We start from the raw sequence: 24,867 nt of genomic DNA on the forward strand, positions 1-24,867 counted from the left end.
TTCTGGGTGACTTTGTGCGAGTGATCCAAAGGAGGGGGTGCTGCGCTCGGTAGGCTGGCATCCATGCCTCACATCGCCAAGGTGCTCATCGCGAACCGCGGCGAGATCGCCGTCCGCATCATCCGCGCAGCGCGCGACTCCGGAAAGGCCTCCGTCGCCGTCTACGCGGACCAGGACCGGGATGCGCTGCACGCGCGACTCGCCGACGAGGCGTACGCGCTCGAGGGCGCCACCAGCGCCGAGACCTACCTGTCGATCGAGAAGATCCTGTCGGTCGCACGCCGCTCCGGTGCAGACGCGGTGCACCCCGGCTACGGCTTCCTGGCCGAGAACGCCGAATTCGCCCGTGCCGTGATCGGCGCAGGCCTCATCTGGATCGGCCCCTCCCCCGAGGCCATCGAAGCACTCGGCGACAAGGTGACCGCCCGTCACGTGGCCGAGAAGGTCGGCGCCCCGCTCGCTCCCGGCACCCCCGGCCCTGTCGAAGGTGCCGACGAGGTCGTCGCCTTCGCGCAGGAGTACGGCCTGCCCATCGCGATCAAAGCCGCGTACGGCGGCGGCGGTCGCGGCCTGAAGGTCGCGCGCGAGCTGTCTGAGGTCGAAGAGCTCTTCGAGTCGGCCACCCGTGAGGCGATCACCGCCTTCGGACGTGGCGAGTGCTTCGTCGAGAAGTACCTCGACAAGCCGCGTCACGTCGAGACGCAGTGTCTCGCGGATGCCGCCGGCAACGTCGTGGTCGTCTCGACCCGCGACTGCTCGCTGCAGCGCCGCCACCAGAAGCTCGTCGAAGAGGCCCCCGCACCGTTCCTCAGCGACGCGCAGAACGCGACCCTGTACGACGCGTCGAAGAAGATCCTCAAAGAGGTCGGCTACGTCGGCGCCGGCACGTGCGAGTTCCTCATCGGCGCGGACGGCACGATCTCGTTCCTCGAGGTGAACACGCGACTGCAGGTCGAGCACCCCGTCTCCGAAGAGGTCACCGGCATCGACCTGGTGCGCGAGCAGTTCCGGCTCGCTGAGGGCGGCACGCTCGACTACGACGACCCAGAGCCGGTCGGACACTCGATCGAGTTCCGCATCAACGGCGAGGACCCGGGACGGAACTTCCTGCCGCAGCCCGGCCGCATCCACGTGTTCAAGACCTTCGGCGGCCCCGGCATCCGTCTCGATTCCGGCGTCACCGCGGGAGACAGCGTCTCGGGCGCATTCGACTCGATGCTCGGCAAGATCATCGTCACCGGGCGCGACCGCGCCGAGGCCCTCGAGCGTTCGCGCCGCGCCCTCGACGAGTTCGAGGTCTCGGGCATGCCCACCGTGCTCCCGTTCCACCGCAAGGTCGTCCGCGACCCCGCCTTCACCGCCGACGACGGCACGTTCGGCGTGTACACCCGGTGGATCGAGACCGAGTTCGACAACGACATCGCCCCGTGGGACGGTGAGCTCGAGGCCCCCGATGCCGCCGAGCCGCGCCACACCGTCGTCGTCGAGGTGTCGGGCAAGCGCCTCGAAGTGAGCCTCCCCGACCGCATCGTGCACGCACCGACGAAGGTGGGGCGCCCCGCCGCCGTGCCGCCGTCACGCCGTTCGCACGCACCGTCCGCCGTCGGTGGAGCCAGCGGTGACGCCGTGAAGAGCCCGATGCAGGCCACGGTCGTCAAGATCGCCGTCGAAGACGGACAGCAGGTCGTCAAGGGCGACCTGGTCGTCGTGCTCGAGGCGATGAAGATGGAGCAGCCCATCCAGGCCCACAAGGACGGCGTGATCGGCGCGATCAACGCCGACCCCGGCACCACGGTCTCGGCCGGACACCAGTTGCTCACGATCTCCTGATTCCACGGCGGCAGCGCGGCGTCGCAGATTCGGAGAATGGCATCGGATTCGGACGTTTTCGCCGCCGGTCTCCGAATCTGTCGACATCATCCGAATCCGCGACACCCCTGCGCTAGCGTGAGCGCATGAGACGGAGGGGGTGCGTCGCCGTTGCGGCGGCGATGGGGATGCTGGTGCTTGGCGGGTGCGACGCGATCGCGCCGCCGACGCTGTCGCAGGAGCAGATCGCGGACGACCGGGCGTGGGCCGAGTCGGTGCTCGATGATGATGCGACGCTCGACGGCCTGCTCGGGATGGGATCGATCGGCTCCGACCGGAACGCGCCTGAGAGCGACGGGGACGGTGGCATCAGCTGGGACTTTCCACAGCTGACCGAGGTGACCGGCGCGACCGTCACCTGTTCGGGTGATTCCGGCCTCACGGTCGCGATCGAGCTGACCGGACGCACCACCGCGACGACGCACGCGGCCGACGTGCCGTGCGATCGCGGGGTCCACCGCATCCCCATCAGCCCCGCCGAGCCGGTGCTGCGGGTGACCGCCCGCGGCAGCGGGACCGGTACGACCAGCGGCGTCGTCGAGATCGAGGGGACGCCGCCGACCCACGACACCTGGATCGACGCGCTCGCGGTGCCGGAGGGGTCATACGCCTACCAGACCGTGGGCACGTTCGGCCCGACCGACCAGGTGAACCCCTTCGAGGAGACCGCACTCGACATTCCTGCCGGCGCGCACACAGTCGAGGTGGACTGCGACGGCCCGACGTTCCTCACCATCACTGCGAGCGTGACCGGTTCGCTGGACGATGCCGCCTCCGGGGAACCGGTCGAACTCACCTGCCCGGGCAGTACGACGATCGAGGTGACGACGACCGAACCGGGGCTCGTGTTCCGCGCCGACAGCGCCGACACCGCGGGTGCCGTGCGGTTCCGCGTCGACGAGGGCGTCACGTACCCCGCACCGTGACTGCGTCGCGGGTCAGGCCTGCTCGTCGCGCTGCACGATGTGCATCGCCCGGGCGGCGTCGGTGATGCTGCCCGTCAGCGACGGGAAGACCGCGAACACGCGCGAGACCTGGTCGACCGTGAGTCGGCGCTCGACCGCGATCGCGATCGGGTAGATGAGCTCGGAGGCACGCGGGGCGACGATGACGCCGCCGATGACGGTGCCCGACCCCTCGCGAGCGATGATCTTCACGAAGCCGTCCTTGACGCCCATCATCTTGGCGCGTGCGTTCGAGGCGAGTGGCAGCTTGTGCACGAACCCGTTGATCTCGCCCTCTTCGAGGTCCTGCTCCGACCAGCCGACCGTCGCGATCTCGGGAGCGGTGAAGATGTTCGCCGTGATGCGGCGTCGCTCGAGCGGGATGACCGTGTCACCGAGCGCGTGAAAGACGGCCGTCCGGCCCTGCATCGAGGCGACCGAGGCCAGCGGCACGAACGTCGTGCAGTCACCGGCGGCGTAGATGTTCGGCACCGACGTGCGGGCGACACGGTTCACCTGGATGTGCCCCGACTCGGTCAATTGGATGCCGGCCTCCTCGAGACCGATGGCCGCCGTGTTCGGGATCGAGCCGACCGCCATGAGGCAGTGGCTGCCCTCGACCGTCCGCCCGTCCGACAGGGTGGCGACGACGCCGTTCTCGGTGCGCTCCACCTTGTCGGCGCGGCACTTCGACATGACCTTCATGCCGCCACGCTTGAACACCTTCTCGAGCACGGCGGCGGCGTCGGTGTCTTCACCGGGGAGCACCTGCTCGCGGCTCGAGATGAGCGTCACCTTCGCACCGAGGTTCATGTACGCCGACGCGAACTCCGCACCCGTGACACCCGAACCGACGACGATCAGGTGCTCGGGGAGCGCCTTCATGTCGTACAGCTGCGTCCAGGTGAGGATGCGCTCGCCGTCGGGCTTGGCGCTGGGCAGTTCGCGCGGCGACGCGCCGACGGCGACGACGAGGGTGTCGGCCTCGACCCGGTCGAAGTCGGTGCCGCCGGGACCGGTCGAGACGACGACGGCGTGCTCGCCGTCGAGCCGCCCGTGGCCGGAGATGATGCGCACACCCGCGTCGACGAGTTGCGCGCGCATGTCGTCGGATTGCTGACGGGCCAGCGACAGCAACCGCTTGTTGACGGCGGCGAGGTTGATCGCGACCTGCGGCTTGAGCGGCTTGCCCTTCTCCCCCGTCGCGAACAGCTGCACGCCCAGATCGGATGCCTCCGAGATCGCGACGGCGGCGTCGGCGGTCGCGATGAGGCTCTTCGACGGCACGACGTCGGTGATGACGGCCGAGCCGCCGACGCCCGCCCGTTCGACGAGGGTCACCTCGGCACCGAGCTGAGCGGCGGCCAGCGCCGCCTCGTAGCCGCCGGGCCCGCCACCGAGGACGGCGACGGATTGGGTGCGCTCGAAGCTCAAGGACATGGCATCCATTCTTTCAGCACGTCGACACCCCCGCGCACCGCCTGTGGCACGCGGAGCCCTCGGGTTCGTACAGTGGGAGCATGTCCGTAACCCCGCACAACCCGCTCGACGATCCGACCGCAGACCCGTTCGAGATCGCCGCCCAGGCCGCAGCCGACATCGCCCGGCTCACCGGCGTCGAGCAGCACGACATCGCCCTCACCCTCGGCAGCGGATGGGGGAAGGCGGCAGAGCTCATCGGCGAGACGACCGCCACGATCCCCGCCACCGAGGTCACCGGCTTCAGCAAGCCCGCCCTCGCCGGCCACGTCGGATCGCTCCGCAGCATCGTCACGCCGAGGGGCAAGCGGGTGCTCGTCATCGGCGCACGCACCCACTACTACGAGGGGCACGGGCCGCGACGGGTCGTGCACAGCGTGCGCACGGCGGCCGCGACAGGCGCGAAGACGATGGTGCTCACCAACGGCGCCGGCGGCATCAAACCGACGTGGAAGCCCGGCCAGCCCGTCCTCATCAGCGACCACATCAACCTCACCGGCGACTCGCCACTCGAGGGTGCGACGTTCATCGATCTGACCGACCTGTACTCGACGCGGCTGCGCGACCTCGCCCACCGCGTCGACCCGTCGCTCGACGAGGGCGTCTACTGCCAGTTCCGCGGGCCGCAGTACGAGACCCCGGCGGAGGTGCGGATGGCGAAGACCATCGGCGGGCACATCGTGGGCATGTCGACGGCGCTCGAAGCGATCGCCGCGCGGCAGGCCGGCATGGAGATCCTGGGCTTCTCGCTCATCACGAACATGGCCGCCGGCATCCAGACCACGCCGCTCAGCCACCAGGAGGTCATCGACGCCGGTCGCGAGGCCGAGCCGGTGATCTCGGACCTGCTCGCCCGCGTGATCGGGCAGCTGTGAGCACCCTCGCGGCCGCCCGCGCCTGGTTGGCGCAGGACCCCGACCCCGTCACCCGCGACGAACTGTCGTCGCTGATCGAGGCGGCCGAGAACGGGGATCCCGCGGCATCCGCCGACCTCGACGACCGATTCGCGACCCGCCTCGCGTTCGGCACCGCCGGCCTGCGCGGCCGCCTCGGCGCCGGGTCGAACCGCATGAACCGGGTGCTCGTGTCGCAGGCGGCGGCCGGGTTCGCCGGCTACCTGGCCGAGCAGGCCGCATCGGGAGAGACCCCGACGGTCGTCATCGGCTACGACGGTCGGCGCAATTCCGACGTGTTCGCCCGCGACAGCGCGGAACTGTTCGCCGGTGCAGGCCTGCGCGCCGTGCTGCTCCCCCGCATGCTGCCGACCCCCGTGCTCGCCTTCGCGGTGCGGCACCTGGGTGCCGCCGCGGGCGTCATGGTGACCGCCTCGCACAACCCGCCCGACGACAACGGCTACAAGGTGTACCTCGGCGGCGCCGACGAGGGCGCGCAGATCGTCTCGCCCGCCGACGCCGAGATCGCCGCGCACATCCAGCGGGTCGCAGACGCCGGCGACATCGGCGTGCTGCCCCGTTCGGAGGCGTACGAGGTCGCCGACGAGTCGCTCATCGACGCGTACATCGCGGCGACTGCGACAGTGGCCCCCGCCCCCGCGGGCGCCGCAGGGATGCCGTGGGTCTACACCGCCATGCACGGCGTCGGCTACGAGACGCTCGCACGCATCCTCGAAGTCGCGGGCTACCCGCTGCCGACGGTCGTCGACGCGCAGATCGAACCGGACGGGCGGTTTCCGACCGTGGCGTTCCCCAACCCGGAAGAGCCCGGCGCGATGGACCTCGCGTACGAGGCCGCGCGTGCGTCGGGTGCAGAGTTCATCCTCGCGAACGACCCGGATGCCGATCGGCTCGCGGTCGCGATCCCCGACGCGTCGGCGGACGGCGGGTGGCGACGCCTCACCGGCAACGAGGTGGGTCTGCTGTTGGGGTGGCGTGCTGCGCGCACGGCCGCCGCGAAGCACCCCGGCGCGTCGTTGGCCTGCTCGTTGGTGTCATCGCCGGGACTGGCCGCCGTCGCCGAGGCGCACGGCCTCGACTTCCACGCGACCCTCACGGGCTTCAAGTGGATCTCGCGGGCACCCGGACTCGTCTTCGGGTTCGAGGAGGCCCTCGGGTACCTCGTCAATCCCGAGACCGTGCGCGACAAGGACGGCGTCTCTGCTGCCGTCGCGATGCTCGGCATGATCGCAGCGGCCCGCGAGGAGGGGCGCACCGTCGCCGACCTGCTGGCGCAGTTCCAGGACGAGTTCGGCTGTTTCGCGAGCGGTCAGGTCTCCATCCGCGTCGACGACGTGTCGATCATCGGCCGGATCATGGCGGCGCTGCGTGCGGCACCGCCCACGACATTCGGTGACGTCGCGGTCGACCGCATCGACGATCTGCTGACCGGCGTCGACGGGTTCCCCCCGGGCGACGTGCTGCGACTGTGGCTCGTCGACGGGTCACGCGTCATCGTCCGCCCGAGCGGCACCGAGCCCAAGCTCAAGGCGTATCTCGATGTGCGCGGCGACTCGGCATCCGACGCCGACGCCCGCCTTGCAGCGCTCGACGCGGCTACCCGCACCATCATCGACGCCGCCCGAGGCTGAACGATGGCCACGGCACCGATCGACTCCGACGCCCACCGGGCGCCGCGGGCCGTTCGGCTGCCGTCGACCGGTGCCCTCGCCGACCGGTTCGACCGGCCGCTGCGCGACCTGCGCATCTCGATCACCGACCGGTGCAACTTCCGGTGCGTGTACTGCATGCCCCGCGCGGTCTTCGGCCCCGACTACGCGTTCCTCGATCGCGAGCAGCTCCTCACCTTCGATGAGATCGAACGGATCGCGCGCATCGCGGTCGGCCACGGGGTGCGCAAACTGCGCCTCACCGGCGGCGAACCACTGCTGCGACGCGGCGTCGAGGACCTCGTCGCACGCCTCGCAGCCATCCGCACACCGGACGGCACCCGCCTCGAAATCGCCATGACCACGAACGGCTCGGCGCTGGCGGTCAAAGCGCAGGCATTGAAGGACGCCGGCCTCGACCGCCTGACCGTGTCGATCGACTCGCTCGACGACGAACTGTTCCAGCGGATGAACGACGTCCGATTCCCCGTCGCTCGGGTGCTCGACGGGATCGACGCGGCGCACGCGGCAGGCATCGGCCCGATCAAACTGAACATGGTCGTCAAGCGCGGCCTCAACGACGGCGAGATCGAACGCATGGCCGAGCGGTTCCGCGGCACGCCGTTCACGCTGCGCTTCATCGAGTACATGGATGTCGGCACCTCCAACGGGTGGGCACTCGACGACGTGGTGCCCGCCGCTGAGATCGTCGAACGCATCGGGGCGCGCTTCCCCCTCGACCCGATCCCCGCCGCGGTCCCCGGCGAGACCGCTCGCCGCTGGCGGTACCGCGACGGCGGCGGCCAGATCGGCGTGATCTCATCTGTCACTGACACCTTCTGCGGCACCTGCAACCGCGCGCGCATCTCGACGGAGGGAAAGCTCTTCACCTGCCTGTTCGCGACCGAGGGCCACGATCTGCGGGCGCTGCTGCGCGGCGGCGCGAGTGACCCCGAGCTGGCGGCGGCGATGGCATCCATCTGGGGTGCGCGCGACGACCGGTACTCGGAGGAGCGCGCAAGTCTCACACCCGAGCTGCGCGCGACCCGGCAGCGGATCGAAATGAGCTACATCGGCGGCTGAGCCCCGACCGTAGGCTGGCACCATGCTGCTGACCGACCCGATCGTGCTCGAGAACCCGCACGTGCGCCTCGAACCGCTGCGCACGGACCACGCAGCCGGGCTCCGTGCCGCGAGTGCCGATCTCGCCTACGCCTGGTACACGTCGGTTCCGGCAGACGTGGATGCCGAGATCGAACGGCGCCTCGGTGAGCATGCCGCGGGGCGCATGAACCCCTGGGCGGTGGTCGACCCGGCATCCGATCAGCCCGTCGGCATGACGACGTTCTGCGACATCGACCAGCCGAACCGCCACGTCGAGATCGGCTACACGTGGCTCGCCGCGAGCGTGCAGCGCACCGCGGTCAACACGGCCGCCAAACTACTGCTGCTGGGCCACGCGTTCGAGACCTGCGACGCGATCGCAGTGGAGTTTCGCACGCACTGGCACAACCGGCAGTCGCGCGCAGCGATCGAGCGACTCGGCGCGAAGCAGGACGGTGTACTGCGCAACCACCGGCTCGGCCCGGACGGGACCCTCCGCGACACCGTCGTGTACTCGATCCTCCCGCACGAGTGGCCCGCGGTCCGCCTGAATCTGCTGTCGCGGCTCGCCCGCTGACCGTGCCGAACTCCTGAGTTCTCAGTCGAACGCCCTCCGAACCGCCGCTCTGCGGCCGACGCCGTCGGATTCTCAGGAGTTGCGCACGGGGCGGGTTCCCCTCAGCCGTCGACCACCGCGACGAGCTCGTCGAGGAACGCGGCGAACGAGGTGCCGCGGCGCACGATCCGCTGCACGCTGTCGCGCTCACTGAACACCTCGACGAGCTGCTCGAACACCGTCTGGAACGCCGCACGGTCGGACTCTGAGAAGGCGACCATCGCGACGACGTGCACCCGGCCGTCGCCCCACGCGATCGTGGGGTCGGCGATGCCGACGGCGATCGCGGTGCGCGATGCCGTCATGCCGAGGGCGTGCGGGACGGCGAGTGCGTCGGTGAAGGCGGTGGACGAGAGCCGTTCGCGTTCGAGCGTGCGCTCGACGTAGCCGTCGTCGATGACGCCCTGGGCGACCAACAGTGCACCGAGTTCGCGGATGACGCCCTCCTCGCCTCCCGCGCCCGACAGCGGTGCGACGAACGCATCGGCGCTGAAGTACCGCTCGAGCTCGACCCGAAGCCGCGCCAGCCGGCGGGCACGCCGCACCCGGCCGGCCGCGGTCTGGATGCGTTCGATGTCGGGTTCGGTGAGGAACGGGGGGATGCGGACCACCCGGTCCCCCGAAATGGGGGCGTCGATCGTCGTGAGCACGAGGTCGGTGTCGATCGCGTTCCAGTCGGGATCGACCCGCGTCTCGACGCCGACGACGTCGACGGCCTGACCGAGCGAGCGGTCGATGCTCGTGCGCAGCAGCTCATGCAGCTCGTAGTAGCCGGGGCACACGATCGTCGCCGTGAGCCGACGAGCCCCCGCGCCGCTGCGCTCGAGCCGACCGCCGACGTGCATCGCGATGTACGCGATCTCGTCCTCCTCCATGCGCACCTCGTCCGCGCCCGCCTCGCTCCGAGGCGGAAAGCCCAGCAGTCCGCGCAGCCCGTCGGCGATGAACACCGCGACCTCGAAGATCATCGGGTACGTCGCCTTCAGCGATCGCGTCAGCGGGTTTCGCGACCACGCCTGCTCCCGCGCGCGCTGGCGCAGGTTCTGCACGTGGAGTGCGAGGCGCTCGATGAAGTCGTCGTGCTCGATGTCGACGAGGAACTCGGCCGCAGCCCGGTGGACGACGTCGCGGACGGCGGCCGCCACGTCGGGCTCGAGTCGCGACGCGATGGTGCCCGCGGCGCCGCCGGGGGCGATGACGCGACTGTGGACGAGGGTCGCGAGATGGCGAAGATCACCGGCACCGAGGCGCACGGCGAAATAGCGGTCGACGAGCGTGTCGAGCAGCTCGCCGATCCGCGCCAGCTCGGCAGGTTCGCCGGCACCCGGCACGTCGAGTGCGCGACCGTGCGCGACCCGGTCCACGGTGATCGCGATGTGCATCATGACATCGGCGATGCCGAACTCGTTCACGAAGTAGCCGAGGTCGGCCAGCCCGGCGACCAGCTCGGCCTTGAACGTCATGAGCGCGTCGGCACCCGTCGCGTCCTCGCCGAGCGAGCGACGCAGCGCCGCCAGGTCGAACCCGCCCGCTTCGGTCTCTTCGTGGGCGAGTCTGCTCAGCAGGCGCCGCTGGGCCATCTCGGTGCCGCGCAGCGTCGCCCGCGACCCCGACCGCTCCAGCGCCAGTTCGGTGCCACCGAGCAGGGCACGCACACGGCCGAGATCGGCTTCGAGCGTCGCCGTGCTGACGTGGAAGGCGTCTGCCGTCTCGTGCACGTCGACGCCGTCCGGGCTGCCGAGAATGGCACGGACGAGCCGGTGCAGGCGCTCACGTGGGGTCGCGGAATCGGGTTGCCGCAGCGCGGCCGATGCGCCACCGCCCGCGCGGTAGCCCTGCGGGCCCGACTCGACGACGACCCCGTCGGCGACGCGCGCATTGAGGGCCGTGACGTAGCTGCGGATGCTGCGCGGCGTCACGCCGATCGCGTCGGCGAGTTCGCTCGCCGTCATCCAGTCGCCGTCGCGCGTGAGCAGCCCGACCACACGATCTTGCCGGGCTCTGGTCACCGTCCAAGTCAATCATGCGTACGAGCGGACTTTCCGCCCCTGCGGAAACAGGAGTGGTTGTCGGTACTCAGCGAATTCACAACAATGGCGTCAGAGGAGGCGGATCGATGAGGATCCTCGTGATCTGCGGGGCGGGTGCGTCCAGCACGTTCGTCGCGCAGCGACTGCGCCGAGCGGCACAGTCGCGTGGCGAACAGGTGGATGCCGTCGCCGGCACCGAACACTCGCTGCACGCAGGACTCGATGGAGCCGACATCGTGATGGTCGGACCGCACCTGAACGCGTCGATGCCCGAAATCGACCGGCTGGCCGCCGAGCACGGTGCCCGAGCGGTTCTGCTGCCCGAGGACGTGTTCGGCGACCTCGACGGCAGCCGCACGCTCGCCCTCCTCGACAGAGCCCTCTCCCCCGGCGACCCCTCAACCCAAAGACCCCAAGACCTGAGCGCCGAAGGCGACGACGAAAGGAAGCCGACATGGCAGAAGTGACCCGCACGGTGCGCGTGGGCTCATCCCACGGACTGCACGCCCGCCCCGCGAAGCTGTTCGCACAGGCCGCGAAGGAGTCCGGCATCGCCGTGACCATCAGCAAGGGATCCGGCGCGCCGGTCAACGCCGCCAGCATCCTCGGGGTCATCGCACTCGGCATCGAGTACGGCGACTACGTCACGCTCGCCGCGGACGACGACCGCGCGAACGACGTGCTCGACGAGCTCACCGAGCTGCTCACGACCGACCACGACCAGTGACCGACGGAAGGACGAATGCGATGAGCACGATGCGCGGAGTGGGAATCGGCCTCGGGGTCGCCCAAGGACCGGTGGCACGCATGGCAGAGCCGCTGGCCGCGCCAGAGGATGCCGCGAGCACCCTCACGCCGGAGGAGGAGTCGGCGCGCGTGCGCGAGGCGGTCGCCGCCGTCGCACGCGAGTTGGAGGCGCGCGGAGAGCAAGCGGGCGGCGCGGCCCGCGACGTGCTCGAGGCGCAGGCGATGATGGCCGAGGACCCGACGCTCGACGACGAGATCAGCACCCGCGTACAGGCGGGGAAGACGGGTGAGTTCGCGGTGCACGACGCCTTTGCGAGCTTCCGCGACACGCTCGCGGCGATGGGCGGCTACCTCGGCGAGCGCGCTGCCGACCTCGACGACGTCGCCCAGCGCGTCATCGCACGCCTGCGGGGACTGCCCGCCCCGGGCGTTCCCGACCCCGGGCACCCGTTTGTGCTGGTCGCGAAGGACCTCGCCCCGGCAGACACCGCGCTGCTCGACCTCGACAAGGTGCTCGCGCTCATCACGAGCGACGGCGGTCCGACCTCGCACACCGCGATCCTGGCGCGCGAGAAGTCGATCGTCGCGATCGTGGGTGCCACCGACGCGGTGAACCTCACCGACGGCCAGACGGTGATTGTCGACGCCGCCCAAGGCATCGTCACGACCGATCCGTCCGCCGACGAGCTCGCGAAGGCGCAGGAGCGCGCCGAGGCACGGCGTGCCGCTGCCGACGCACCGATCACGCCCGGAGCACTGTCGGACGGCACCGCGATCCCACTGCTCGCGAATCTCGGCAAGCCGGGCGGCGCGCAGGAGGCGGTCGAGCTCGGTGCCGAAGGGGTGGGCCTGTTCCGCACCGAGTTCCTGTTCCTGTCGGCCAGCCACGCCCCCACCATCGAGGAGCAGCGCACGTCGTACACCGAACTGCTGCAGGCGTTCCCGGGCAAGAAGGTCGTCGTGCGCGCGCTGGATGCCGGTGCCGACAAGCCGCTCGCGTTCCTCAACGACGCCCACGAAGAGAACCCGGCCCTGGGGCTTCGAGGGCTGCGCGCCCTCCGCGCCAGCGAGGACATCCTGCGCGAACAGCTCACCGCCCTCGCCGAAGCGGATGCCGTCACCGACGCCGATCTCTGGGTCATGGCGCCCATGGTCTCGAACGTCGAAGAGACCGACTATTTCGTGTCGATGGCGCACGAGCACGGCATCAAGACCGCGGGGGTCATGGTCGAGGTGCCGTCTTCGGCGCTCATGGCCGACCGCATCCTGCAGACGGCCGACTTCGCGTCGATCGGCACGAACGACCTCACGCAGTACACGATGGCCGCAGACCGACTGCTCGGTTCGGTCGCATCATTCCAGGACCCCTGGCATCCGGCCGTCCTCAAGCTCGTCAAGGCGACCGCCGACGGTGGTGCGAAGAACGGCAAGCCGGTCGGCATCTGCGGCGAAGCCGCCGCCGACCCGCTGCTGGCCGTCGTGCTCGTCGGGCTCGGCGCGACGAGCCTGTCGATGGCGCCCACCGCGCTCGCCGACGTGCGCGCGACCCTGCTCACCCACTCGCTCGACGATGCCCGTCGCATCGCCGACGCCGCCCTCGCCGCCGATGATGCGGCAACCGCCCGAGCCGCAGCGCAGGCTGCGGCCGCACCGAAGGAGAACCAGCAATGACAACGGCGTCAACGACGAAGCCGGGCGGGGGTGCACGCGTCGCGGTCCAGCGATTCGGCACGTTCCTGTCCGGCATGATCATGCCCAACATCCCCGCGCTCGTCGCGTGGGGTCTGCTCACGGCCCTCTTCATCGAGGTGGGGTGGATTCCGGTCCCGGCACTCGCCACGATCGTCGGGCCGATGATCCACTACCTGCTGCCGATCCTCATCGCGTACACCGCCGGATACATGATCTACAAGATCCGCGGCGGCGTCATCGGCGCGATCGCGGTCATGGGTGCGATCGCCGGGTCCGACTTCCTCATCGCGGCCGTCAACGACGCCAGACTCGCCGAGCTCGGCGGCGTGTGGCCCTCCGACAGCGACCCGCAGGGCGAGGGCCCACTCGGCCAGATCCACATGTTCATCGGCGCGATGATCATGGGACCGCTCGCGGCGTACACGATGCGCTGGCTCGACAAGCTCTGGGAGGGCAAGGTCAAGGCCGGCTTCGAGATGCTCGTCAACATGTTCTCGGCGGGCATCTGGGGCCTCATCATGATGATCGTCGGCTTCTACCCGGTGGCCTGGCTGGTCAACGGCATCATGCGCGTGCTCGGCGGCGCGGTCGGCTGGCTCGTCGATACCGGGCTGCTGCCGCTGACGAGCATCATCATCGAGCCCGCGAAGGTCTTCTTCCTCAACAACGCCATCAACCACGGCGTGCTGACGCCGCTCGGCTTCCAGCAGGCGGGCGACTCGGGCAAGTCGATCCTGTTCCTGCTCGAGGCGAACCCCGGCCCGGGTGTCGGACTGCTCCTCGCGTTCGCGTTCTTCGGCATCGGCGCGGCCCGCGCATCGGCGCCGGGTGCCGCAATCATCCACTTCTTCGGCGGCATCCACGAGGTGTACTTCCCGTACGCGCTCATGAAGCCCATGCTGATCCTCGCGCTCATCGCGGGCGGCATGACCGGTGTCACCACGAACATGCTGTTCGGCGCGGGCCTTCGTGCACCCGCCGCCCCTGGCAGCATCATCGCGATCCTGCTGCAGACGGCGAACGACAGCTACGTCGGCGTCATTCTCTCGGTGATCCTCTCGGCGACCGTCACATTCCTGGTCGCGGCGGTGATTCTGCGGGCATCGCGCAAGCGCGACCTGGCCGCCGAGGCAGCCGGTGGCGACGCGTTCGGAGCGGCGATCTCGCAAACCGAAGCCAACAAGGGCAAGAAGTCCGAGGCGCTGTCGGGCCTCCGTGGCGACGCCGCAGCTGCACCGGCCGCTGCCGCCGCACCGGCCGCTGCCACCACCGACCAGCCGATCAAGAGCATCGTGTTCGCGTGCGACGCGGGTATGGGCTCCTCGGCGATGGGCGCCAGCGTGCTGCGCAACAAGATCAAGAAGGCGGGCGTCGAAGACGTCACGGTGACCAACAAAGCCATCGCGAACCTCGACGGCACCGAAGATCTGGTCATCACGCAGAACCAGCTCACCGACCGCGCGAAGGCGCAGCATCCCGGCGCCCTGCACGTCTCGGTGGACAACTTCATGAACTCGCCGCGCTACGACGAGGTCGTCCAGCGAGTCGTGGATCAGCACTCCGACGGCGCGTAGAGTCCGAAGACCGGTGGTGGGGTCGGGCCGGCCAGATGCCCCCGACCCCATCGCCCCTCTTCGAAAGCGCCCCAGACAGACCGGCAAGCACGAACAGAAAGGTGAAGACCAATGGCACGTGAGGTTCTCAACGTCGGGCAGGTTCGCATCCACGCAGGCTCGGTGAGCCGCGACGACGCGATGCGCGAGGCCGCCGACATCCTGCAGGCCGCCGGCGCGGTCACGTCGGCGTACTACGACGCGATGCAGCAGCGCGAGCAGACCGTCTCGACCTACATGGGCAACGAACTGGCGATTCCGCACGGCACGAACGAGACGAAAGAGGCGATCCTCGACTCGGCCCTGTCGTTCGTGCGCTACGACGGCGGCGTCGACTGGGACGGCGAGCAGGTCACCTTCGTCGTGGGCATCGCCGGCAAGGGTGACGAGCACCTCGAGATCCTGTCGCAGATCGCGCTGTTGTTCTCGGATGACGACGAGGTCGCCGCGCTCAAGGCGGCCGGCACGCCCGAAGAGCTGTTCGCACTCGTCGCGTCGGTGAACGAGGGATGAAAGCGGTCCACTTCGGCGCGGGCAACATCGGCCGCGGCTTCGTCGGGCTGCTGCTGCACGAGGGCGGCTACGAGCTGGTGTTCTCCGACGTCGCCGCTCCCCTCGTCGACGCCATCAACGACGCCTCGGAGTACACGGTGCACGAGGTCGGCGACGGCGGCACCGACAAGGTGGTCACCGGGTTCTCGGCCATCAACAGCGCCGACGACCCGCAGGCGGTGGCCGACGCCGTTGCGACCGCGAACGTCGTGACGACGGCGGTCGGCCCGACGATCCTGAAGTTCGTGGCGCCCCACATCCTCGCCGGGCTCGCCCTGCGCGACCCCGCCGCGCCACCGCTGCAGGTCATGGCGTGCGAAAACGCGATCGGTGCGACCGACCAGCTGCGCGAGCACATCGTCGCCCTCGCCGGCGACGGGTGGGATGCCGTGGCATCGCGTGCCGTGTTCGCCAATACCGCCGTCGACCGCATCGTGCCCGCCCAGCCCGCGGGGGCAGGGGTGGATGTCACGGTCGAACCGTTCTTCGAGTGGGCCATCGAGCGTCCCCCGTTCGGCGACGACCCGCCGAACATTCCCGGGGCGCACTTCGTCGACGACCTCGAACCGTACATCGAGCGCAAGCTCTTCACGGTGAACACCGGCCACGCCACCACCGCGTACTTCGGTGCGCAGGCCGGCATCGAGCAGGTCTCGGATGCACTGGCCGACCCGGCGATCGGCACGAAGGTCGCCTCCGCCCTCGAAGAGACCTCGGCGCTGCTCGAGGCCAAGCACGGGCTCGACGCCGCCGAACTCGCCGACTACCGCGCGACCATCCTGCGCCGGTTCGCGAACCCCGAACTGCCCGACACCGTCGGTCGGGTCGGCCGCCAACCGCTGCGCAAACTTTCACGCCACGAACGGTTCGTCGGGCCCGCCGCAGAAGCCGCCGAGCGCGGGCTCGGTGTCGACGCCCTGGTCGCCGCCATGGCCGCCGCGCTCGAGTTCGACGATCCCGCCGACGAGCAGTCGGTCGAGCTGCAGCGCCTGTTGCGGGAACAGGATGCGGTGACGTTCACCGCGGAGGTCACGGGCCTCGAGCCCTCGCATCCACTGCATCCACGCATCGTCGAGATCGTCGCCGCCCGCCAGGCGGCGCTCACCTGAGCACACCCCCTCGATAGCATTGCCTGAGCGGCCGCAGCCCGATGCGGCCGCTCAGTACGAGGGAATACACGCCATGGCAGCACGCCGCTACGCGGTGATCGGCGCAGGCCCGTCAGGGCTCGCCGCGGCCAGGGCGCTCACCAAGGCAGGACTCGACGTCACCGGGTTCGAAGCGTCGGACGGTGTCGGCGGCCTCTGGGACATCGACAATCCCCGCTCGACGATGTACGAGTCGGCGCACCTCATCTCGTCACGCACGACGACGCAGTTCGCCGAGTTCCCGATGCGGACGACCGTGGACTATCCCGATCACCGCGTGCTCAAGCAGTACTTCGAGGACTACGCCGACGCCTTCGCACTCACCGGGCTGTTCCGCTTCAACACGCGCGTCACGGCGCTCTCCCCCACTGAAGGCGGCTCCTGGGACGTGACCGCGACCTCGCCGGACGGCGAGCACACCGAGACCTTCGCCGGCGTCATCCTCGCCAACGGCACACTCGCCGAGCCCAGCATCCCCACCTTCCCCGGCGCGTTCACCGGGGAGCTGCTGCACACGTCGCAGTACAAGCGGGGCACGTCGCTGGCGGGACGACGTGTGCTCATCATCGGGGCGGGCAACTCCGGCTGCGACATCGCAGTGGATGCCGTGCATCACGCGGCATCCGTCGATATGAGCGTGCGCCGCGGCTACTATTTCGTGCCCCGCTACCTGTTCGGGCGCCCCTCCGACACCCTCAACCAGGGCCGGCCGCTGCCGGCGCGCATCAAGCAGTTCGTCGACACCAGGGTGCTGCGCGCGTTCACCGGCGACCCCACCCGATTCGGGTTTCCCAAGCCCGACTACCGCATCTACGAATCGCACCCGATCGTCAACACCCAGGTGCTCGGACACCTCGGGCAGGGCGACCTGCGCATCCGGCCCGACATCGCGCGCTTCGACGGCGAACGAGTGCACTTCCGCGACGGCACGAGCGGCGACTACGACACCGTGCTGCTCGCGACCGGCTACACCCTCGACTACCCCTTCGTCGATCGCGAGCACCTGAACTGGCGCGGCATGGCGCCGCACCTGTTCCTCAATGTCTTCCCGCCAGGGTTCAACGGCCTGTTCGTCATGGGCATGATCGAGGCTTCGGGCATCGGCTGGCAGGGCCGCTACGAGCAGGCGGAGCTCATCGCCGCGTACCTCTCCGCCGCCGAGGCGGATGCCGCAGCCTTCCGCGCCCGCGTCACCGACGAGCCGTGGCCCGACCTCACCGGCGGCTACCGCTACCTCGCACTGCAGCGCATGTCGTACTACGTCAACAAAGACGCCTACCGGCGCGCCGTACGCGACGCCACGGCATCCCTGCAGCCCGCGTCGCACCCCCGACACCCTCGACGAAGGGGCACCCGATGAACCCCGACGACGTCGTCTTGAACTTCACCCCCGCGACGCTGATGATCCTCAACGTCGTGCTCGGCCTGCTGATGCTCGGCATCGCGCTGGATGTTGCCCCCAGCGACTTCAAAGCGGTGCTGCGCAAGCCGAAGCCCATGATCATCGCGCTGATCGCGCAGCTGCTCGTGCTGCCCGCGGTGACCTTCGGCCTGACGTTCCTGCTGCCGGTGACGCCGTCGATGGCGCTCGGCATGATCCTCGTCGCCTGCTGCCCCGCCGGCAACATCTCGCAGGTGCTCACCCACCGAGCCGGCGGCAACGTGGCGCTGTCGGTGTCGATGACCGCCGTCGGCAACCTGCTCTACCTGTTCGCCATGCCGCTGTCGATCGCGTTCTGGGGGTCGCTGCGCGACGACACCCGTGTCCTGCTGCACGTCGTGGCCCTCAACCCCGCGCAGATGCTGCTGGAGATCGCCCTCATCATCGGGGTGCCGTTCGTCGTCGGGCTCACCGTGCGCGCCAAGCTGCCGACGCTCGCCGCCCGCGTACAGCCGTTCGTCCGCTGGATCTCGCTCGCCGCCCTGCTCGTGTTCATCGTCGCTGCCCTCGCCGGCAATTGGCAGATCTTCATCGCCTTCCTCGGTGTGATCGTCCTCGCCGTCGCCATCCACGACGCCGTCGCCTTCGCGATCGGCTACACCACCGCGGCCGTCGGCGGCATGGGCACCCGCGAGCGCAAGGCCATCACCTTCGAGGTCGGCGTGCGCAACGCGGGCCTCGGCCTCGGCATCGTGTTCTCGTTCTTCGGCGGCCTCGGCGGCATGGCGATCGTCGCCGGATGGTGGGGCATTTGGGACATCATCGCCGGGCTCGTCGTTGCGACCCTGTGGGCTCGCGGCACGAAGCGCCGCACCGGCTCGGTCTCGGGCGACGCGACCCGCCACGCCACGGCATCCGCACCCGACGCCGCGTCGAGCCCCGCGGAGCCCGCGACGTGACCCGCGTCCTGATCACCGGCGGCTGCGGGTTCCTCGGCACCCACGTCGCCCGCTCCCTCACAGCGCGCGACGACGTTGAACTCGTCGTGGCCGCCGACGTGCGAGATCCCGTCGAACCCGTCGACGGCGTCGTCTACGAACGCGGCGACGTCGTCGACCCCGGCGGCATCCCGCCGCTGCTCGACCGGCACCGCATCGACACCGTCGTACACCTCGCGGCGATCGTCAATCCGGGCCGCGACCACGAGACCGAATACCACGTCGACGTCGACGGGTCGCACAACGTGCTCGAGGCGTGCCTTGCAGCCGGGGTGCGGCGCATCGTCGTGTCGTCGTCCGGCGCCGCGTACGGCTATCACGCCGACAACCCGCCGTGGCTGCGCGAGTCCGATTCGCTGCGCGGCAACGACGCGTTTCCGTACGCGCGCCACAAGCGACTCGTCGAACAGCTGCTCGGCGCGTACCGGGCGGCGCACCCCGAACTCGAGCAGGTCGTCTTCCGCATCGGCACGATCCTCGGCCCGACCGTCCGCAACCAGATCACGAGGTTGTGGGACGGCCGCAGCATCCTGCGCGTCGCCGGCTCGGACGCACCGTTCGTGTTCGTCTGGGTCGACGATGTCGCCGCCGCGATGGCGCGCGCCGCGACCGACGGCCCGCCCGGCGTCTACAACGTCGCCGGCGACGGCAGCGTCACCGTGCCCGAGATCGCGCGCCGGCTCGGCAAACCGACGCTCGTGGTCCCGGCCAGCGTCCTCGCGGCCGCGCTGCGCGTCGCGAACGCGCTTCGGTTGACGGTGCACGGCCCCGAGCAGGTCGGATTCCTGCGGTACCGCCCGGTGCTGGCCAACGACGCCCTCAAGACAGAGTTCGGCTACACGCCCCGCCGCACGAGCCGCGAAGCCTTCGAGGCCTACCTCGCCGCCAACCCCGCCGTCACCCGCCGCTGACCCGCCCGGGCCGCACCGACGCGCAACTCAGGAGTTCTCACCGCCGTCGCGCGCGAGACACCGGTTGTTGACCCAGCGACGCCCAGATCTCAGGAGTTCGGCCGGATTCTCCCTCCGAGAACAGGCAACCGGGTCAGGTCGCCGATGGCGACCACGGCACGGCGCGGCGAGCCCCGAGCCGTGCCGAACTCCTGAGTTCTGGTCATCGACATGCCCGGGTGCTGCCGATTGGATGCCGCTGGCCACGAAACTCCGGAGTTCGACCCGCGATGTGTCGCATCGCTGTGCTGCGCGTCGCTTCCTCCACGACGCGGCGATCTACCGGGTCATCCACAATTTGATCGACGGGCGCGTCAGCGGCGACTCCAAGGTGGCAGTTTCGGCCTATGTTCGACTCCGCTCCGCCCCCGACCGTGCGTTCATTCAGCACAGCACAGCTGCGACACGACGGCATAGGTCGCCGAGCGATCGCTGACGCTGTCCACGAAGGAGCGCTCGTCCGTGTTCGCCGCGGCCGCTTCGTTGCACCCGACGTCCCAAGCCCGATCCTTGCCGCAGCACGACTCGGCGCGCGCTTGGATTGCATCTCTCGGCTGCGACGGCTCGGTGTATTCGTCCAGGATCACGCCCGGCTCCACGTGCAGGTCGCGCCGACTGCGAGCCGTCTCCCGGCCTGCCCCGACGATGCCACCCGCCACTGGCGCCCGAGCGATGCGGGCCGCGACGATCTGGAAGTACCGATCACTGAGGCGCTCGCGCAGGCCATCCGATGCCAATCACCTCGCGCCGCAATCGCGACGCTGGACAGCGCGTGGCACCGCGGTCTTGTCGATGAGGCTGATCTGGCGGAAGTGTTCGCGCTCGTCCCGCGGCGGCACCGCCGACTGCGGCCGCTGTTGGATCGCCGAGCCGAATCAGGCATTGAGACGCTGGTTCGACTCATGCTGCGTGCGCTCGGATATCGCGCGGAACTCCAGGTCCGCATCCGCGGTGTCGGGCGGGTGGACCTGCTCGTCGACGGCTGGCTGATCATCGAATGCGACAGTGAGGAGTTTCATGGCTCATGGGAAGACCATCGACGCGACAGACGCCGCGACGCCGCCGCCATCGCGCTCGGCTACACCCCGCTGCGCCTCCTCACTGAAGACGTGCTGTACCACCCCGATCTCATCATCGGCTGGCTACGCGCAGCGCTTGCCCAAGGACCCCGGGCTGACTCCAGGTCGTCCACTCGACGCCCGCGCCCGTGCATTGGGCGCAACTCCTGAGGAATCGCGCCGCGGAACCGTATGGGGGTGGTTCGAGCCCGCCGTCGCCGGATTCTCAGGAGTTCGGCGCCGGGGGAACGCTTCTTCATGGCGCACGACACGCGGCAACACCGGCTGCGGCTCGGCGTCAGTCGGCGGCGAGGAGGCGCTCGTGCTCGGCGACGAGGTCGGCGTCGCGGGCGCGGGCGGCGATCAGGCGGGCGGTGAGGTCGGTGTGGATGCCGGCGATTCCGGCGCGCAGCTGCTGCACGCGCTGTGCGGCGGCCACGACGCGGTCGCGGACCGCCCAGTCGGTGAAGATGTTGTCGAACCAGATGTCGAGTGCGCGCGAGAAGTCGTCGATGCCGAGGTCGCCTGCCGCCGCCATCCCGACGTCGGCGAGCTCGGCGCCCAGTTCGGCGAGGGCACGGTCGGCACGGCGGATGAGATCGGCGGCCTTGTTCATGCGGTCGTGCTTGACGAGGTCGGCGATCATCCCGCCGCCGAAGAACGTGTCGTAGGTCGCCCACCCCGAGGCGCTGTCGAGACACTCTTCGGCTGCGGCGAGGGCCGCGTCGGCGTGCACGCTCGCCTCGATCGCCTGCTGCAGCTCGACGACCTCGGCGTGGAGTGCACCGCGCCGCTCGGCGACCTGGTCGAGCGCCTCGGCCGCACCGTCACCCGCGCGCATCTCATGTTCCCGTGCGGCCAGTGCCCGGCTGTGACGCGCGTCGAGGTCGCCGAACGCTGCGAGTCGGCCTTCGAGGTCGGCGACGCTCGCGTCGTGATCGGCAAGCATTTGCCGCGCCTCGGCGAGCGCGTACTGCGCGGCCTGCACTTCGGCGCGCTCACGCTGCAAGTCGTCGAGGTCGGTGCCGCGCAGGCTCGCCCAGACCTTGGTCAGCGAGAACGACTCCAGCTTGGCAACGTCGCGTGCCTCAGCAGCCAGCGCGGCTTCTGCGCCAGACACCCGCTGCCGGGTCTCGCCCCGTCTCGCCAGCATCGCCTGGAGCTGCCGTTCGAGGCCTGATCGTGCGGTGCGTGCGGCCGCGACCTCGCGCAGCTCATCCCGTGCGTTCCCCATGCTTCGACCCTATCCACCGGGCAGCTCGCTCCCGGCAGGAAGGTCAGGCGCGGAAGCCGTCGGCGATGATCTCGATGAGCTCTTCGCGCTCCTCGACCGAGAGGAATGCTGCGGCGGCGGCGTTGAGCTGGAACGACTCGAGGTCTTCCAGCGTGTATTCGAACGTGTCGACCAGCAGCGACAGCTCGCGCGTGAGCGACGTGCGGCTCATCGTGCGGTTGTCGACGTTGACCGTGACGGCGAAGCCGAGCTGGTACAGCAGGTCGAAGGGGTGGTCGGCGAGCTCTTCGCCCCATGCCGCGATCGCGCCCGTCTGCAGGTTGGACGAGGGTGACAGCTCGAGCGGAATCTCGCGGTCGCGCACCCAGCGGGCCAGGTCGCCGAAGGTGACGCGCACTTCTTCGCCCGAGCGGCCGACGACGTCGAGGTCTTCGGCGATGCGCACGCCGTGGCCCAGGCGCAGCGCGCGACCGTCGATGAGGGCGGAGCGGATTGAGTCGAGCCCCGCGGCCTCGCCGGCATGCACCGTGACGGGGAAGAATTCGGATGCCAGGTAGTCGAACGCCTCGCGGTGGTTCGACGGCGGGAACCCGTCTTCGGGGCCGGCGATGTCGAATCCGACGGCGCCGCGACCACGGAAGTCGACGGCGAGCTTCGCGATCTCGAGCGACCGGTCGGTGTGGCGCATCGCGGTGATGAGCTGGCCGACGCGGATGTCGCCGCCGTTCGCATCGACGGCATCCTCGCCTTCTTCGATGCCCTCTTGCACGGCCTCGACGGCGGCTTCGAGCGACAGCCCCCGCGAGAGGTGCTGTTCGGGCGCCCACCGCACTTCGCCGTACACGACGCCGTCGGCGGCGAGGTCTTCGACGAACTCCTTGGCGACGCGGCGCAGCCCGTCGGCGGTCTGCATGACGGCGGTGGTCAGGTCGAATGTCTTCAAATATTCGACGAGCGACCCGGAGTCGCTCTTTTCCTCGAACCAGTCGGCGAGGTCGTCGGCGTCGGTCTCGGGGATGTCGAGATCGATGTCCTCTGCGAGCTCGATGATGGTCGCGGGCCGCACGGCGCCGTCGAGGTGGTCGTGCAGCGACACCTTCGGCAGCGAGCGGATCGAGACGCCCTGCAGCTTGCGGTCGCCGTGCTGGTCGATGGCCATGTCAGTCCTCTGGGGTGGTGGGAGGGCGGGAGAAGATCAGGCGGTGATGCGCTCGAGCACGAGCGGGGTGGATGCCGGGGCTTCCGCCCCGATCTCCCACGCGCCCTCGAGGGCGTCCATCGCGCGCCCGAAGCGGGTGTCGTCGTCGGCGGACAGCGTGAAGATGGGCTGGCCTGCGGTGACGGTGTCACCGGGCTTGACGAGCAGGTCGATGCCGGCGGCGTGCAGCACCGGATCCTGCGCGCGGGCGCGGCCGGCGCCGAGGCGCCAGGCGGCCACCCCGAACGGCAGGGCGGCCATGCTCGTGATCACGCCGTCGCGATCTGCGGTAACGGTGTGCGTCTCGTTTGCGGTCGGTAGGGGCGCGTCGGGGTCGCCGTCCTGCGCGCGGATCATCTCGCGCCACGTGTCCATCGCACGGCCGTCGCGCAGGGCAGCCTCGACGTCCGCGTCGGGCTGACCGGCGAGGGTGAGCATCTCACGCGCGAGGGCGACGGTGAGTTCGACGATGTCGGCGGGGCCACCGCCGGCGAGCACCTCGACCGATTCGCGCACTTCGTTCGCGTTGCCGATCGCGAGCCCCAGGGGAGTGTTCATGTCGGTCAGCAGCGCCGTCGTGGCCACGCCGGAGTCGGTGCCGAGGGCGACCATCGTGCGAGCCAACTCGCGGGCCTTGTCGACGTCTTTCATGAACGCGCCCGAGCCGAACTTCACGTCCAGCACGAGGGCGTCGGTGCCTTCGGCGATCTTCTTCGACATGATGCTCGAGGCGATCAGCGGGATCGCTTCGACGGTTCCGGTGACGTCGCGAAGGGCATACAGGCGCTTGTCGGCGGGCGCGAGGCCCGAGCCTGCGGCGCAGATGACGGCGCCCACGGTGCGCATCTGCTCGAACATCTCGTCGTTGCTGAGTGCGGCGCGCCAGCCGGGGATCGCCTCGAGCTTGTCGAGGGTGCCACCGGTGTGGCCGAGCCCGCGACCCGACAGCTGCGGCACGGCGACGCCGAACGAGCCGACCAGCGGTGCCAGCGGCAACGTGATCTTGTCTCCCACGCCGCCCGTGGAGTGCTTGTCGACGGTGGGCTTGACGAGGCCGTCGAAGCGCATGCGCTCCCCCGACGCGATCATCGCGTCGGTCATGACGCGGATCTCGTCGCGGGTCATGCCGTTGAGCAGCACCGCCATCGCGAACGCCGCCATCTGCGAATCGGCCACGTACTCGCGCGTGTAGGCGTCGATCATCCAGCGCAGCGCGTCCTCGGGGACGGCGCCGCCATCGCGCTTGGTGCGGATGACGTCGACGGCGTCGAACGGCTCGACGGCGTTCATCGGGCGCCCTCTTCCAGGTCGCGCGGACCGAACGCGTCGGGCAGCACCTCATCGATCGTGCGGATGCCCGACACGGTCTCGAGCAGCATCCCGGGCAGCGCGAATTCGTACAGCAGCTGGCGGCATCGCCCGCACGGCATGATCGTCTCGCCGTCGTTGTTGACGCACACGAACGCGACCAGCTGCCCGCCGCCTGACATGTGCAGGTCGCCGACGAGTGCGCACTCGGCGCACAGGCCGACGCCGTACGAGGCGTTCTCGACGTTGCAGCCGGACACGATGCGTCCGTCGCTCACGAGTGCGGCAGCGCCCACGCGGTAGCGCGAGTAGGGCGCGTAGGCCCGCTGCATGGCGTCGGTGGCGACGTGGCGCAGTTCGTCCCAGTCGATGTCGGTCACGGA

22 protein-coding genes are annotated in these 24,867 nt (G+C 69.8%); 16 read left to right on the plus strand and 6 right to left on the minus strand.

The features are described 5' to 3' along the window. Positions 1-63 precede the first annotated feature (63 nt). Positions 64-1,830 carry an acetyl/propionyl/methylcrotonyl-CoA carboxylase subunit alpha gene (locus tag AC3ENX_RS03380; protein ID WP_434810448.1) on the plus strand — a complete coding sequence of 589 codons (1,767 nt, stop codon included), beginning with the start codon at positions 64-66 and terminating at the stop codon, positions 1,828-1,830. 125 nt (positions 1,831-1,955) lie between these two features. Further along, complete coding sequence (locus AC3ENX_RS03385) at positions 1,956-2,795, plus strand: hypothetical protein (RefSeq protein WP_434810449.1); 840 nt, start codon at positions 1,956-1,958, stop codon at positions 2,793-2,795. 12 nt (positions 2,796-2,807) lie between these two features. On the opposite strand, the gene AC3ENX_RS03390 is transcribed toward AC3ENX_RS03385, so the two are convergent. After that, complete coding sequence (locus AC3ENX_RS03390) at positions 2,808-4,253, minus strand: NAD(P)H-quinone dehydrogenase (protein ID WP_434810450.1); 1,446 nt, start codon at positions 4,251-4,253, stop codon at positions 2,808-2,810. An 80-nt stretch (positions 4,254-4,333) separates the two neighbouring features. On the opposite strand from AC3ENX_RS03390, the gene AC3ENX_RS03395 reads away from it, so the two are divergent. From AC3ENX_RS03395 to AC3ENX_RS03410, 4 genes are read left to right on the plus strand one after another with little or no spacing between them, the layout of a single operon-like run. Next, positions 4,334-5,167: a purine-nucleoside phosphorylase gene (locus AC3ENX_RS03395; protein WP_434810451.1), complete on the plus strand. Its 834-nt coding sequence runs from the start codon at positions 4,334-4,336 to the stop codon at positions 5,165-5,167. Beyond that, a complete protein-coding gene (locus AC3ENX_RS03400) occupies positions 5,164-6,837 on the plus strand; it encodes a phospho-sugar mutase (protein ID WP_434810452.1) in 1,674 nt (557 codons plus the stop codon). Before AC3ENX_RS03395 ends, AC3ENX_RS03400 begins: the two co-directional genes overlap by 4 nt. Positions 6,838-6,840: 3 nt before the next feature. Continuing rightward, complete coding sequence (gene moaA / locus AC3ENX_RS03405) at positions 6,841-7,938, plus strand: GTP 3',8-cyclase MoaA (protein WP_434810453.1); 1,098 nt, start codon at positions 6,841-6,843, stop codon at positions 7,936-7,938. A gap of 22 nt (positions 7,939-7,960) precedes the next feature. Further along, positions 7,961-8,536 (plus strand): GNAT family N-acetyltransferase, encoded by a 576-nt coding sequence (locus tag AC3ENX_RS03410; protein WP_434810454.1) that lies wholly within the window; start codon positions 7,961-7,963, stop codon positions 8,534-8,536. A 101-nt stretch (positions 8,537-8,637) separates the two neighbouring features. Here AC3ENX_RS03410 and AC3ENX_RS03415 read toward each other — a convergent pair whose 3' ends face one another. Then, positions 8,638-10,584 (minus strand): BglG family transcription antiterminator, encoded by a 1,947-nt coding sequence (locus tag AC3ENX_RS03415; RefSeq protein ID WP_434810455.1) that lies wholly within the window; start codon positions 10,582-10,584, stop codon positions 8,638-8,640. 107 nt (positions 10,585-10,691) lie between these two features. Here AC3ENX_RS03415 and AC3ENX_RS03420 point away from each other — a divergent pair, with 107 nt between their 5' ends. From AC3ENX_RS03420 to AC3ENX_RS03465, 10 genes are all read left to right on the plus strand, one after another. Next, the gene (locus AC3ENX_RS03420) at positions 10,692-11,072 is read left to right on the plus strand and encodes a PTS sugar transporter subunit IIB (RefSeq protein ID WP_434810456.1); all 381 of its coding nucleotides are present in this window, start codon (positions 10,692-10,694) and stop codon (positions 11,070-11,072) included. Continuing rightward, positions 11,060-11,332 carry an HPr family phosphocarrier protein gene (locus AC3ENX_RS03425; RefSeq protein WP_434810457.1) on the plus strand — a complete coding sequence of 91 codons (273 nt, stop codon included), beginning with the start codon at positions 11,060-11,062 and terminating at the stop codon, positions 11,330-11,332. The genes AC3ENX_RS03420 and AC3ENX_RS03425 overlap by 13 nt, the downstream gene beginning before the upstream one ends. 20 nt (positions 11,333-11,352) lie before the next feature. Further along, a complete protein-coding gene (gene ptsP / locus AC3ENX_RS03430) occupies positions 11,353-13,023 on the plus strand; it encodes a phosphoenolpyruvate--protein phosphotransferase (protein ID WP_434810458.1) in 1,671 nt (556 codons plus the stop codon). Further along, positions 13,020-14,618: a PTS mannitol transporter subunit IIBC gene (locus AC3ENX_RS03435; protein WP_434810460.1), complete on the plus strand. Its 1,599-nt coding sequence runs from the start codon at positions 13,020-13,022 to the stop codon at positions 14,616-14,618. The genes ptsP and AC3ENX_RS03435 overlap by 4 nt, the downstream gene beginning before the upstream one ends. Positions 14,619-14,729: 111 nt before the next feature. Beyond that, positions 14,730-15,170 (plus strand): PTS mannitol transporter subunit IIA, encoded by a 441-nt coding sequence (locus tag AC3ENX_RS03440; RefSeq protein ID WP_434810461.1) that lies wholly within the window; start codon positions 14,730-14,732, stop codon positions 15,168-15,170. Next, entirely contained in the window at positions 15,167-16,318 is a 1,152-nt protein-coding gene (locus tag AC3ENX_RS03445; RefSeq protein WP_434810462.1) for a mannitol-1-phosphate 5-dehydrogenase, read from the plus strand. The genes AC3ENX_RS03440 and AC3ENX_RS03445 overlap by 4 nt, the downstream gene beginning before the upstream one ends. Positions 16,319-16,391: 73 nt before the next feature. Next, positions 16,392-17,717, plus strand: coding sequence for a flavin-containing monooxygenase (locus AC3ENX_RS03450; RefSeq protein ID WP_434810463.1), 1,326 nt, complete (start codon positions 16,392-16,394; stop codon positions 17,715-17,717). Continuing rightward, positions 17,714-18,697, plus strand: a complete 984-nt coding sequence (locus AC3ENX_RS03455; RefSeq protein WP_434810464.1) for a bile acid:sodium symporter family protein — start codon at positions 17,714-17,716, stop codon at positions 18,695-18,697. Before AC3ENX_RS03450 ends, AC3ENX_RS03455 begins: the two co-directional genes overlap by 4 nt. Then, positions 18,694-19,647 carry an SDR family oxidoreductase gene (locus AC3ENX_RS03460; protein ID WP_434810465.1) on the plus strand — a complete coding sequence of 318 codons (954 nt, stop codon included), beginning with the start codon at positions 18,694-18,696 and terminating at the stop codon, positions 19,645-19,647. The genes AC3ENX_RS03455 and AC3ENX_RS03460 overlap by 4 nt, the downstream gene beginning before the upstream one ends. 386 nt (positions 19,648-20,033) lie before the next feature. Next, positions 20,034-20,915 carry a hypothetical protein gene (locus AC3ENX_RS03465; protein WP_434810466.1) on the plus strand — a complete coding sequence of 294 codons (882 nt, stop codon included), beginning with the start codon at positions 20,034-20,036 and terminating at the stop codon, positions 20,913-20,915. Positions 20,916-21,042: 127 nt separating this feature from the next. On the opposite strand, the gene AC3ENX_RS03470 is transcribed toward AC3ENX_RS03465, so the two are convergent. From AC3ENX_RS03470 to AC3ENX_RS03485, 4 genes are read right to left on the minus strand one after another with little or no spacing between them, the layout of a single operon-like run. Continuing rightward, complete coding sequence (locus AC3ENX_RS03470; protein WP_434810467.1) at positions 21,043-21,978, minus strand: hypothetical protein; 936 nt, start codon at positions 21,976-21,978, stop codon at positions 21,043-21,045. A gap of 43 nt (positions 21,979-22,021) precedes the next feature. Next, positions 22,022-23,137, minus strand: coding sequence for an adenosine deaminase (locus AC3ENX_RS03475; protein ID WP_434810468.1), 1,116 nt, complete (start codon positions 23,135-23,137; stop codon positions 22,022-22,024). 36 nt (positions 23,138-23,173) lie between these two features. Next, positions 23,174-24,466 carry a thymidine phosphorylase gene (locus tag AC3ENX_RS03480; RefSeq protein ID WP_434810469.1) on the minus strand — a complete coding sequence of 431 codons (1,293 nt, stop codon included), beginning with the start codon at positions 24,464-24,466 and terminating at the stop codon, positions 23,174-23,176. Further along, a complete protein-coding gene (locus AC3ENX_RS03485; RefSeq protein WP_434810470.1) occupies positions 24,463-24,864 on the minus strand; it encodes a cytidine deaminase in 402 nt (133 codons plus the stop codon). Before AC3ENX_RS03485 ends, AC3ENX_RS03480 begins: the two co-directional genes overlap by 4 nt. Positions 24,865-24,867 lie beyond the last annotated feature (3 nt).

The sequence above is a fragment of the Microbacterium sp. bgisy189 genome (assembly GCF_057707225.1).

What these genes read in the sequence shown, in the direction of transcription:
- AC3ENX_RS03395 (WP_434810451.1), top strand. Translation starts at nt 4,334, where the DNA reads ATGTCCGTAACCCCGCACAACCCGCTCGACGATCCGACCGCAGACCCG.
- AC3ENX_RS03385 (WP_434810449.1), top strand. Translation starts at nt 1,956, where the DNA reads ATGAGACGGAGGGGGTGCGTCGCCGTTGCGGCGGCGATGGGGATGCTG.
- AC3ENX_RS03410 (WP_434810454.1), top strand. Translation starts at nt 7,961, where the DNA reads ATGCTGCTGACCGACCCGATCGTGCTCGAGAACCCGCACGTGCGCCTC.
- AC3ENX_RS03445 (WP_434810462.1), top strand. Translation starts at nt 15,167, where the DNA reads ATGAAAGCGGTCCACTTCGGCGCGGGCAACATCGGCCGCGGCTTCGTC.
- AC3ENX_RS03470 (WP_434810467.1), bottom strand. Translation starts at nt 21,978, where the DNA reads ATGGGGAACGCACGGGATGAGCTGCGCGAGGTCGCGGCCGCACGCACC.
- AC3ENX_RS03390 (WP_434810450.1), bottom strand. Translation starts at nt 4,253, where the DNA reads ATGTCCTTGAGCTTCGAGCGCACCCAATCCGTCGCCGTCCTCGGTGGC.
- AC3ENX_RS03420 (WP_434810456.1), top strand. Translation starts at nt 10,692, where the DNA reads ATGAGGATCCTCGTGATCTGCGGGGCGGGTGCGTCCAGCACGTTCGTC.
- AC3ENX_RS03425 (WP_434810457.1), top strand. Translation starts at nt 11,060, where the DNA reads ATGGCAGAAGTGACCCGCACGGTGCGCGTGGGCTCATCCCACGGACTG.
- AC3ENX_RS03475 (WP_434810468.1), bottom strand. Translation starts at nt 23,137, where the DNA reads ATGGCCATCGACCAGCACGGCGACCGCAAGCTGCAGGGCGTCTCGATC.
- AC3ENX_RS03380 (WP_434810448.1), top strand. Translation starts at nt 64, where the DNA reads ATGCCTCACATCGCCAAGGTGCTCATCGCGAACCGCGGCGAGATCGCC.
- AC3ENX_RS03440 (WP_434810461.1), top strand. Translation starts at nt 14,730, where the DNA reads ATGGCACGTGAGGTTCTCAACGTCGGGCAGGTTCGCATCCACGCAGGC.
- AC3ENX_RS03435 (WP_434810460.1), top strand. Translation starts at nt 13,020, where the DNA reads ATGACAACGGCGTCAACGACGAAGCCGGGCGGGGGTGCACGCGTCGCG.
- AC3ENX_RS03465 (WP_434810466.1), top strand. Translation starts at nt 20,034, where the DNA reads ATGTTCGACTCCGCTCCGCCCCCGACCGTGCGTTCATTCAGCACAGCA.
- AC3ENX_RS03450 (WP_434810463.1), top strand. Translation starts at nt 16,392, where the DNA reads ATGGCAGCACGCCGCTACGCGGTGATCGGCGCAGGCCCGTCAGGGCTC.
- ptsP (WP_434810458.1), top strand. Translation starts at nt 11,353, where the DNA reads ATGAGCACGATGCGCGGAGTGGGAATCGGCCTCGGGGTCGCCCAAGGA.
- AC3ENX_RS03480 (WP_434810469.1), bottom strand. Translation starts at nt 24,466, where the DNA reads ATGAACGCCGTCGAGCCGTTCGACGCCGTCGACGTCATCCGCACCAAG.
- AC3ENX_RS03455 (WP_434810464.1), top strand. Translation starts at nt 17,714, where the DNA reads ATGAACCCCGACGACGTCGTCTTGAACTTCACCCCCGCGACGCTGATG.
- moaA (WP_434810453.1), top strand. Translation starts at nt 6,841, where the DNA reads ATGGCCACGGCACCGATCGACTCCGACGCCCACCGGGCGCCGCGGGCC.